Origin of the sequence: Streptococcus oralis (genome assembly GCF_016028255.1) — a bacterium.
GTDB classification, from domain to species: domain Bacteria; phylum Bacillota; class Bacilli; order Lactobacillales; family Streptococcaceae; genus Streptococcus; species Streptococcus oralis_AC.
The window spans coordinates 621,844-632,500 of record NZ_CP065707.1 but is presented as its reverse complement, the minus strand read 5'-3'; the positions used below and the strand labels follow the sequence as shown (position 1 = coordinate 632,500).

At 43.0% G+C, this 10,657-nt stretch carries 7 protein-coding genes, 2 tRNA genes, 2 rRNA genes and 1 pseudogene (1 of these 12 cut by a window edge); all 12 read right to left on the bottom strand.

Annotation, left to right across the window (positions count from 1 at the left end; genetic code table 11):
- Positions 1 to 1,394: ribosomal RNA gene (locus I6G42_RS03175) — 23S ribosomal RNA — on the bottom strand (it extends 1,510 nt beyond the left edge of the window).
- Positions 1,395 to 1,516: 122 nt separating this feature from the next.
- Positions 1,517 to 1,589 (bottom strand) — tRNA-Ala (locus tag I6G42_RS03170).
- Between the two features lie 51 nt (positions 1,590 to 1,640).
- A 16S ribosomal RNA gene (locus I6G42_RS03165) occupies positions 1,641 to 3,189 on the bottom strand.
- Together the 16S and 23S rRNA genes with 2 tRNA genes alongside form the textbook arrangement of a ribosomal RNA operon.
- A 231-nt stretch (positions 3,190 to 3,420) precedes the next feature.
- Positions 3,421 to 3,492: transfer RNA gene (locus I6G42_RS03160), tRNA-Glu, on the bottom strand.
- 117 nt (positions 3,493 to 3,609) lie between these two features.
- On the bottom strand, positions 3,610 to 4,044 hold the full coding sequence (locus I6G42_RS03155; RefSeq protein WP_038804192.1) for a cytidine deaminase family protein: 435 nt from the start codon (positions 4,042 to 4,044) through the stop codon (positions 3,610 to 3,612).
- A gap of 12 nt (positions 4,045 to 4,056) precedes the next feature.
- Positions 4,057 to 5,517 (bottom strand): glutamate--tRNA ligase, encoded by a 1,461-nt coding sequence (gltX, locus tag I6G42_RS03150; RefSeq protein ID WP_038804193.1) that lies wholly within the window; start codon positions 5,515 to 5,517, stop codon positions 4,057 to 4,059.
- Positions 5,518 to 5,645: 128 nt separating this feature from the next.
- Positions 5,646 to 6,122 (bottom strand): annotated as a pseudogene (gene pgi / locus I6G42_RS03145) (glucose-6-phosphate isomerase); the annotation flags it as partial.
- Between the two features lie 196 nt (positions 6,123 to 6,318).
- Positions 6,319 to 6,690, bottom strand: a complete 372-nt coding sequence (locus tag I6G42_RS03140) for a PTS glucitol/sorbitol transporter subunit IIA (RefSeq protein WP_008808177.1) — start codon at positions 6,688 to 6,690, stop codon at positions 6,319 to 6,321.
- Between the two features lie 98 nt (positions 6,691 to 6,788).
- A complete protein-coding gene (gene srlE / locus I6G42_RS03135) occupies positions 6,789 to 7,769 on the bottom strand; it encodes a PTS glucitol/sorbitol transporter subunit IIB (RefSeq protein WP_038804194.1) in 981 nt (326 codons plus the stop codon).
- Positions 7,770 to 7,782: 13 nt separating this feature from the next.
- Positions 7,783 to 8,328, bottom strand: a complete 546-nt coding sequence (gene srlA / locus I6G42_RS03130) for a PTS glucitol/sorbitol transporter subunit IIC (RefSeq protein ID WP_001015684.1) — start codon at positions 8,326 to 8,328, stop codon at positions 7,783 to 7,785.
- On the bottom strand, positions 8,325 to 8,822 hold the full coding sequence (locus tag I6G42_RS03125) for a transcriptional regulator GutM (protein ID WP_033585448.1): 498 nt from the start codon (positions 8,820 to 8,822) through the stop codon (positions 8,325 to 8,327). The genes srlA and I6G42_RS03125 overlap by 4 nt, the downstream gene beginning before the upstream one ends.
- Entirely contained in the window at positions 8,822 to 10,648 is a 1,827-nt protein-coding gene (locus I6G42_RS03120) for a BglG family transcription antiterminator (protein WP_080639548.1), read from the bottom strand. The genes I6G42_RS03125 and I6G42_RS03120 overlap by 1 nt, the downstream gene beginning before the upstream one ends.
- Positions 10,649 to 10,657 lie beyond the last annotated feature (9 nt).

The window sequence follows — 10,657 nt, the reverse complement described above, 5'->3', positions numbered from 1 at the left end:
TTTCGGTCTCTCCTTAGGTCCCGACTAACCCAGGGCGGACGAGCCTTCCCCTGGAAACCTTAGTCTTACGGTGGACAGGATTCTCACCTGTCTTTCGCTACTCATACCGGCATTCTCACTTCTATGCGTTCCAGCACTCCTCACGGTATACCTTCATCACACATAGAACGCTCTCCTACCATACCTATAAAGGTATCCACAGCTTCGGTAAATTGTTTTAGCCCCGGTACATTTTCGGCGCAGGGTCACTCGACTAGTGAGCTATTACGCACTCTTTGAATGAATAGCTGCTTCTAAGCTAACATCCTAGTTGTCTGTGCAACCCCACATCCTTTTCCACTTAACAATTATTTTGGGACCTTAGCTGGTGGTCTGGGCTGTTTCCCTTTCGACTACGGATCTTAGCACTCGCAGTCTGACTGCCGACCATAATTCTTTGGCATTCGGAGTTTATCTGAGATTGGTAATCCGGGATGGACCCCTCACCCAAACAGTGCTCTACCTCCAAGAATCTCTAATGTCGACGCTAGCCCTAAAGCTATTTCGGAGAGAACCAGCTATCTCCAAGTTCGTTTGGAATTTCTCCGCTACCCACAAGTCATCCAAGCACTTTTCAACGTGCCCTGGTTCGGTCCTCCAGTGCGTCTTACCGCACCTTCAACCTGCTCATGGGTAGGTCACATGGTTTCGGGTCTACGACATGATACTAATGCGCCCTATTCAGACTCGGTTTCCCTGCGGCTCCGTCTCTTCAACTTAACCTCGCATCATATCGTAACTCGCCGGTTCATTCTACAAAAGGCACGCTCTCACCCATTAACGGGCTCGAACTTGTTGTAGGCACACGGTTTCAGGTTCTATTTCACTCCCCTCCCGGGGTGCTTTTCACCTTTCCCTCACGGTACTGGTTCACTATCGGTCACTAGGGAGTATTTAGGGTTGGGAGATGGTCCTCCCAGATTCCGACGGGATTTCTCGTGTCCCGCCGTACTCAGGATACTGCTAGGTACAAAGACTATTTTAAATACGAGGCTGTTACTCTCTTTGGCTGATCTTCCCAAATCATTCTTCTATAATCTTTGAGTCCACATTGCAGTCCTACAACCCCGAAGAGTAAACTCTTCGGTTTGCCCTCCTGCCGTTTCGCTCGCCGCTACTAAGGCAATCGCTTTTGCTTTCTCTTCCTGCAGCTACTTAGATGTTTCAGTTCACTGCGTCTTCCTCCTCACATCCTTAACAGATATGGGTAACAGGTAGTACCTGTTGGGTTCCCCCATTCGGAAATCCCTGGATCATCGCTTACTTACAGCTACCCAAGGCATATCGTCGTTTGTCACGTCCTTCTTCGGCTCCTAGTGCCAAGGCATCCACCGTGCGCCCTTATTAACTTAACCTTATTTTCTGACCTTTCAGTCAGTAACTCTTTTAATACTACAGCGTTTCGGTTTATTTTCTTGTTACTATTTGATATAGATATTCAATTTTCAATGTGCATTACTTGGTGATCTCTCACCAATGGAGCCTAGCGGGATCGAACCGCTGACCTCCTGCGTGCAAAGCAGGCGCTCTCCCAGCTGAGCTAAGGCCCCACAAGACCTCTCAAGACTAAACAAGACCAATGCGCAGTTCCTTATCCTTAGAAAGGAGGTGATCCAGCCGCACCTTCCGATACGGCTACCTTGTTACGACTTCACCCCAATCATCTATCCCACCTTAGGCGGCTGGCTCCTAAAAGGTTACCTCACCGACTTCGGGTGTTACAAACTCTCGTGGTGTGACGGGCGGTGTGTACAAGGCCCGGGAACGTATTCACCGCGGCGTGCTGATCCGCGATTACTAGCGATTCCGACTTCATGTAGGCGAGTTGCAGCCTACAATCCGAACTGAGACTGGCTTTAAGAGATTAGCTTGCCGTCACCGGCTTGCGACTCGTTGTACCAGCCATTGTAGCACGTGTGTAGCCCAGGTCATAAGGGGCATGATGATTTGACGTCATCCCCACCTTCCTCCGGTTTATTACCGGCAGTCTCGCTAGAGTGCCCAACTAAATGATGGCAACTAACAATAGGGGTTGCGCTCGTTGCGGGACTTAACCCAACATCTCACGACACGAGCTGACGACAACCATGCACCACCTGTCACCTCTGTCCCGAAGGAAAACTCTATCTCTAGAGCGATCAGAGGGATGTCAAGACCTGGTAAGGTTCTTCGCGTTGCTTCGAATTAAACCACATGCTCCACCGCTTGTGCGGGCCCCCGTCAATTCCTTTGAGTTTCAACCTTGCGGTCGTACTCCCCAGGCGGAGTGCTTAATGCGTTAGCTGCGGCACTAAACCCCGGAAAGGGTCTAACACCTAGCACTCATCGTTTACGGCGTGGACTACCAGGGTATCTAATCCTGTTTGCTCCCCACGCTTTCGAGCCTCAGCGTCAGTTACAAGCCAGAGAGCCGCTTTCGCCACCGGTGTTCCTCCATATATCTACGCATTTCACCGCTACACATGGAATTCCACTCTCCCCTCTTGCACTCAAGTTAAACAGTTTCCAAAGCGTACTATGGTTAAGCCACAGCCTTTAACTTCAGACTTATCTAACCGCCTGCGCTCGCTTTACGCCCAATAAATCCGGACAACGCTCGGGACCTACGTATTACCGCGGCTGCTGGCACGTAGTTAGCCGTCCCTTTCTGGTAAGATACCGTCACAGTGTGAACTTTCCACTCTCACACTCGTTCTTCTCTTACAACAGAGCTTTACGATCCGAAAACCTTCTTCACTCACGCGGCGTTGCTCGGTCAGACTTCCGTCCATTGCCGAAGATTCCCTACTGCTGCCTCCCGTAGGAGTCTGGGCCGTGTCTCAGTCCCAGTGTGGCCGATCACCCTCTCAGGTCGGCTATGTATCGTCGCCTTGGTGAGCCGTTACCCCACCAACTAGCTAATACAACGCAGGTCCATCTGGTAGTGATGCATTTGCACCTTTCAATGCATTATCATGCGATAATCCATTTTATGCGGTATTAGCTATCGTTTCCAATAGTTATCCCCCGCTACCAGGCAGGTTACCTACGCGTTACTCACCCGTTCGCAACTCATCCAAGAAGAGCAAGCTCCTCTCTTCAGCGTTCTACTTGCATGTATTAGGCACGCCGCCAGCGTTCGTCCTGAGCCAGGATCAAACTCTCATTAAAAGTTTGAGTTCTCACTCATTTCTGTCACTGACAGATTTATTGTTTTTTCATTGTTCAGTACTATAACCTTAGTTATAGTGCCCTGCACATTGGTTCGTCTTGTTCAGTTTTCAAAGGTCTTTGTCACTCAATCTCTCTCAAGCGACAACTATATTAGTATATCACAGCTGCTAACCTATGTCAACACTTTTTTGAAACTTTTTTCCAAGTTTTTTTAACCGCAATACACCATAGTCCGTACGGGATTCGAACCCGTGTTACCGCCGTGAAAAGGCGGTGTCTTAACCCCTTGACCAACGGACCTTGAGCTTTTCAACTCTTTCTATTATACCTACTTTTCCTACTTTGTCAAGAACTTTTTTACCTCTTTACCAAAATTCTGAAAAGATAAGGGAAAAGAGCCAGTTAAACTGACTCCTTCTATTTATCTTGCCAATTAGTCGCACGTTCCTCTCCCCACCAGTATGGGATCAACTCGGCAACTTTAATTGTTTTTCTTGTTTCGTAGTCCATCATGAACTCTGCTTCTTTATTTTCAGCATTCAATTCTAAGAGAAATTCTCTGCAAGCGCCACAGGGCATACCTGATCCTTCGCCGTAGGGAGGTTTGTCTCGAAGGGCGAGGATTTTCTTAACTTTAGTTTGTCCTGAAAATTGATACATATTGAAGAGAGCTGCTCGTTCTGCACAGAGATGAAAAACGCCACAAGTGCCCTCCATACAAAATCCTGTGAAGATCTGACCATCTTCTGCTTCTACTGCAGCAACAACATGGTTAGCATAAACAAAGTCAGAAACTTCATGGGGATTGAATAAGGTTCGTGCTTCTTCATACATTTTTTCCCATGTATCCATCGGAAGTCCTTTTTATTTAGAAATCTCTTTGAGCATATTATCAATATGCTGGATAGATTTCTCACGACCTAATAGGTAAATCGTATCTGGAAGTTCTGGTCCATGCATTTCACCTGATACTGCAATACGAATCGGCATGAAGAGGTTTTTCCCTTTAATACCTGTTTCTTTTTGAACTGCTTTGATTTGTGGGAAGATGTTTTCTGTTACAAATTCTTCATCTGTCATTGCTTCTAGCTTCGCTTTGAAGGCTTCTAGAACAACAGGAACGGTTTCTCCTGCCATGACCTCGCGCTCAGCGTCTGTCAACTCTGGGAAATCTGAGAAGAAAAGATCTGTCAATGGAACGATTTCATCCACTGACTTCATTTGTGGTTTGTAGAGTTCTACCATTTTTTCAGACTTGTCAGTCAAACGCCCTGCTTCTTCTAAGTATGGTTTAGCCATTTCAAAGATTGTCGCAAGATCAGCTCTCTTGATGTAGTCGTTGCTCATCCAGTCTAGTTTCTTCTGATCAAAGGCAGCTGGTGACTTGCTGAGACGGTTTTCATCAAAGAGTTTAATCAATTCCTCACGAGAGAAAATTTCATCTTCGCCACCTGGATTCCAACCAAGAAGGGCGATAAAGTTAAAGATAGCTTCTGGAAGGTACCCTTTCTTACGATAGTCTTCGATAAACTGAAGGGTGTTGGTGTCGCGTTTAGACAATTTTTTACCCGTTTCAGAGTTGATAATCAAAGTCATGTGACCGAATTCTGGGGCTTCCCAACCAAGAGCCTCATAAACCATAAGCTGTTTGGGTGTGTTAGCAATATGGTCATCACCGCGGATAACGTGAGAGATTTGCATATCGTGATCATCGATAACAACGGCAAAGTTGTAAGTTGGGTAGCCATCTTTCTTTTGGATAACCCAGTCACCACCGATGTTGCCACCTTCAAACTCGATATCACCTTTGACTATATCGTGCCATTTGTAGATACCAGACTCATTGACAGCCAAACGGACAGTTGGGATGATACCAGCTGCTTCACGTTCTGCAATGTAAGCTGCTTTTTCCTCTTCACTCATACCAAGATATTCATTGATGTAGCGTGGTGTTTCGCCAGCTGCTTCTTGGCGTTCTCGCTCAGCTGCCAACTCTTCTTCTGTAACGTAAGATTTGTAGGCTTTTCCTTCGGCTAGCAATTGGTCGATGTATTTTTGATAGAGTTCCAAACGCTCTGATTGGCGATAGTTTTCATGAGTTTCTGGACTTTCATCCCAATCCATGCCTAACCAGCGAAGATTTTCAAGCTGTGAGCGTTCTCCATCCTCAACATGGCGTTTACGGTCTGTATCTTCGATACGAATGATAAAAGTTCCACCATGATGGCGTGCGTAAAGGTAGTTAAACAATGCTGTACGGGCATTTCCGATGTGTAGTAGTCCTGTTGGACTTGGTGCGTAGCGTACGCGGATATCTTTTGACATAGTTTCTCCTATAAAGTCTCTAGGCGTCTGCCTTTTTACTTTCTATATTATATCACAAGTCTCGCCTGAGTCCAATGTCTACGAATAAAGAGAGTAAAAAAGAGTGGACAAGCCACTCTTTTCTTCTATTATAGACGTGCGTTAAGCTCTTTGCTCAATTCTTCAAATCCTGGTTTTCCAAGAAGGGCAAACATGTTGCGTTTGTAGGCTTCAACACCTGGTTGGTCAAACGGGTTGATGGCATTCAAGTAACCTGAAAGGGCAATTGCTAATTCGAAGAAGTAGATAGTGTAACCAAGAGTGAAGGCATCTTGCTCTGGAAGGGTGACGTACATGTTTGGTACATCACCGTCTGTGTGGGCAAGAAGAACACCGTCAGTTGCTTTTTTGTTTACAAAGTCAACGTCTTTTCCTTGAAGGTAACCAAGTCCGTCAAGGTCTTCTTCCAAAGTAGGAATGATCACGTTCTTACGTGGTTTATCCACACGGACAACTGTTTCAAACATGATACGAGTTCCTTCTTGGATAAATTGACCCAATGAGTGCAAGTCTGTTGAGAAGTTAGCTGAAGTTGGGTAAATACCTTTTTGGTCTTTTCCTTCTGTTCAGGCACCCCTTGTGGATCCATCTGCTGGGAATTCCCTTGCACTGACTGGCTAGTTTGATTGACTTGCCAATCAACCACTGCGTCATCTATTTTTTCTAATTTAGACCCAGAAGCCTGGACTTTTTGTCCAAGCTCTGAATCAATTTTTTAGACTTTTATTTTTCTAAATTGCTTGATTTTAAATTTTGTTATGGTCAAGCAGTTTCGAAAATCTGAATGGTAGAGTCCTTTTCAATTACTACTGCTTGGTCTGCTGCAACATGGAGAGTGCCCGGCAGGCTGCCCTCTTTTGAACCATCAAAAGAAATCGTGATATGGCCCAGTCCAGTTAAATTTTTTTCTACTACATTTCCTACGGCAGTAATCGAATATTCCTGACTATCTACCACCAGCTTTCCACCTTCTAGTATTGCACCTAGAAGATTTTTGTTATCGATTTTAAAACAATACTCTGCTAAGTCTTCCGGAGCTTCTTCTCCAAACAAAATGAGCATATTGGCATCTTGAATCATATTCTGAGCTTCAGGCCCCACTTGAATTACTTTAGCTTCAAAAATTTTCTTCATCTAATTCCTATTCATCCTTTCTCAAATCTGTCATAAACTTATGCTTATAGATAAGTTTAACATAATAGTTGCTATGTTTACGTGCATCTATCAAAAGTTTACTGATAAAGGCCAATACTAGCTATCCAAGCTACTAGCACCCGCGGAACACCATTGAGAAAGCGTGAATAAAGCACAGAAGGGACACCAACCTCAACTGTTTCAGCCTTGGCTTCAGATAGACCGAGTGCTACAGGAATGAAATCACAACCGTTTTGAGTGTTGATAGCAAATATAGCTGGCAGAGCCATTTGGGGCGGAATAGTCCCTTTGCCGATTTCAACTCCAATTAAGGTTCCAATAATCTGACTGATAACAGCTCCGGGGCCTAACAAAGGAGATAGGAATGGCAAGGAACAGATAAAGCCAATCAAAATGAGTCCCCAGATGTTCCCAGCTAGGGGAACCATTAATTTTGCCAGCCAATTTCCAACACCTGAACCTTGAATAACCCCAATCAGCAAGGAAACAAAGGCCATGAAAGGAATGATCGTGTTGAGCATTGTTTGGATGGCTTCACGAGCAGCCTGGTTGAAAGTCGCAACGACCTTCCCAGCGCCCATCCCAATTCTTGCTACAATACTTGTTTCAGCTTTTTGCTCTGTAATTTTTTTACTAGTATCGTAAGTTGGCTTTTCTGTTACCACAGTTGTCGCTTTTTCGTCTTCATTAGCAGCAGAAATTTGATTAAGGCCAACTGCTGACACATAGATTTCCTCGGTTATATATTGAGCTAGAGGCCCACTTTTCCCTGTAGCGACAATATTTATTGTAGGGATCCCCTTTTTAGGATAAATACCACAGCGAAGAGTACCGCCACAATCCACGATTGCTAAAGCAATTTCCTCATCTGGGATAGAAGTTTTAAACCCATTAACAGCTTCCATACCGGTCAAATCAGCAATTTTATCTACAATATCTGGCTTTTCTCCTCCGCCAGTGATATAGATGAATTTATGCTTAGCTTCACTAGGTGTAATGACCAAAGGTCCTCCGAAACCGCCATTTCCTTTAACAACTTTTATACTCTTATATGACATAATTTCACTCTTTCTATAAATCAAATGTTTTACTCAAGGTAACACCTTGCTGTTTTGCTACATAAGCAGTTGTAAAATCGGTCACCCAACCGCCTACAAAGTTCATGACAAGCCCAACAAGCATGTAACGAATGGCTAAGTCCATTTGACTTAAACCTAAAGTTTGAATTCCTGTTGCAATTCCCATCCATACAAACAATTCCCCAGGATTGATATGCGGAAATACACCATTTGAAGTGTGGCAGAACTGCATCTGAGCTGCTACAAAACTAGGTTTATAATATTCTGGTAAGAAACGTCCCATACTGATTGCCATCGGATTCCCCAGCATAAAGGCAGAAATGAAAGGTAAAATCATATACCGGCTAACAGGATTTTTGGCAGAAATCTTAGCCAGGGAATTGACCTTCTCTTCTCCCAAGAAAGCGATAAGGGTATTCATTGCAATCAATAGCATTAAGACAAGCGGTACAATATTTGTCATCCAGCTAATAAAGGTTTCTCCACCTAATTGGAAGAGTTTCATAAAACTCTCTGCAAAATTTGTAATGTGATTCATAAGGAACTCCCTTTCTTATTTTTTTTAAATAACTGTTTAATAGATAATTGTAAGTAATTCGCATAAAAGCCGAATCCCAGAAAAGAATCAGATGAACTTGTCTCTTTCTCAATACCTGCCTCATTCCAAAGATAGACTTTTCTAGCATCTTCTATGGCTGATTGCATCAACTTATTTTCTTTTCTCACAAGAGGATTATACTTGTCAAAATAATGGATGTCTTCTCCAACATAATCGTCCATATTTTGAAAACGTGCTAAGATTGTGACTCCTTGCATTTTGCTAGCTTTAAGAACCCGACCGTTTTCATCAACCGCGAACATGACAATCGTACCGGATTTGATTCTTCCGGACTTCCTGCCAATCGCTACGCGCCCCAGTTTTCGGAGCATCGTATAGGTCTTATTGAAGTCTTTGAGTTGCTGCCAGCCGAGGAACATTTGAAATATATAAGCTGCCATGACAAATACAGCGAAAATTATTAGCGAATTCATTAAAATACTCCTTTGCTCTTAGAAAATGATAGAAACTCTGTCTCTGTTTCTACAGCCCTCAATGCTTCTTTTAGAGAAGGCTCTCCTGCAATTCGAAAAATGTCGTCATACAATTCCAGCAATTCACTCTCCATTTTGCTTTCAATTTCTGAGGGAATGGCGACTAGAAAGATAAATTCAATCCAATCATCTCCTTTTTGATAAGGCTCTTCTAGCTTTCCAAACATTAAAATAGTCTTTGCATAACCCTGGTTAATTGTATGGGGGAAGGCAATTCCTCCACCAAAAATGGTTGATTGTTTTTTATCCCTATCAATTATCCGATTTCTAAAACCTTCATCAATCATCTGAAGTTTCTCTAACTCTGCAACCATATTTAGCAAGTATTGCTGATAGGTTTTTTGGGGAGTCAAACGAAGAAAACGTAAGCTGACTGTTTCTAGATTTTTTTGATGAAAAGCATTGGCCCTCTGCCATTCTTCCTGCAGCCATTGATCATCAAAAAGATGATTAACTTGAATGACTGGAGATTTAGAATCTTTATATTTTAGAGGAACTGTCGTAAAAATCGCGAAATAGTCCTGATTCAAATCCAGATTAAAATCCTCTTCAGAATACTGAGTAATGTCTACATCATTTCCAAGAATTCGTCTGAGTTGCTGAATAATCATCGCAGCAGTTCCTCTTCCTGTTGTGCAAACTACAGCTATCTGCTTGCGAGAACCATTTACAACAGAGTTTTGCTTTCTTAAAATCATTTCAAAATACAAAGCCAGATATCCGATTTCAGATAATTCCAATTCAGAACCAAAAATTGCAGATAGTTCTTCTCCAGCAATTTTCGCCATTTCAAAAGCAAAAGGATATTGAGTTTGAACCTCGCCATGGAATATATCATTAGCTTGCACATGGAAAATCAGTCGATTGATTAAGGAGCCTAGATGAGACTTGATTTCTTCAAATAATTCTTCATCATCAAAGTTAACCAACATTGTTTCTTTGACTTTCTTGACAATCCCTTGAAAAATGTTTGCAAGCTGTTCAGATTGATAAGACGGCTTGCTTAAAGTGTCAATAAAACGGATATTAAACGGAAAACACAAAAAGTCTATCTCAAACTGACTGAGGGAAATCTTATAAGTCATCTCAATATGATAGATTAATTTTTCAACCAAAGGTGTCTCTGTTAAATCATTCCTATAGTAAGGAATAGGGCAACTCAACACCCTAGATGCATGAATACGCTCCACCATAATTGAAATTGTCTTTCGAAGGAGTTCCTTTGTTTCTTTCGGGATTTTATACTCCTGGAGTAGCGTCTCCAGAAAAGAAGATGTTGCCTCGGTGAGTGTCTTTCCTTCAAAGTAAGGGGCCACTTGGTGAATATAGAGCAAGCGCAAATTCAGCTCGGACCCCAAGACCTCCAGCCCACGGTTGGGCTTTCCTGAAATAGTGATAGAGTAACTCTCTGCCAAAGATTTTACTTGTTTTAAATCCTTATTAAGGGTACTTCTACTAACACCTGCTTCCTCAGCCAAGTCGTCAATAAGAAGAGGGGAGGTTGACTCAATTAAACGTTTTAGTAAATAGGCAATTCTTTTACTGGAAGAATTGAAGTCACTCTCCCGTTTTAAACTACCAGATAAAATCCTTTCCAACTCAGTATAGTCATACACCTCTAACATTAACTGATCATCTTGTGAGATAATCTGGATACTCGGAGCCAAAACATCATTTAATTGTTGGATACTCTTTTGCAAGGTTTGCATACTAATATCCAGCTCTGAGCGCATATCTACCAAGGAATAAGTTGGCTGTGAGACCATTTTTTCTAA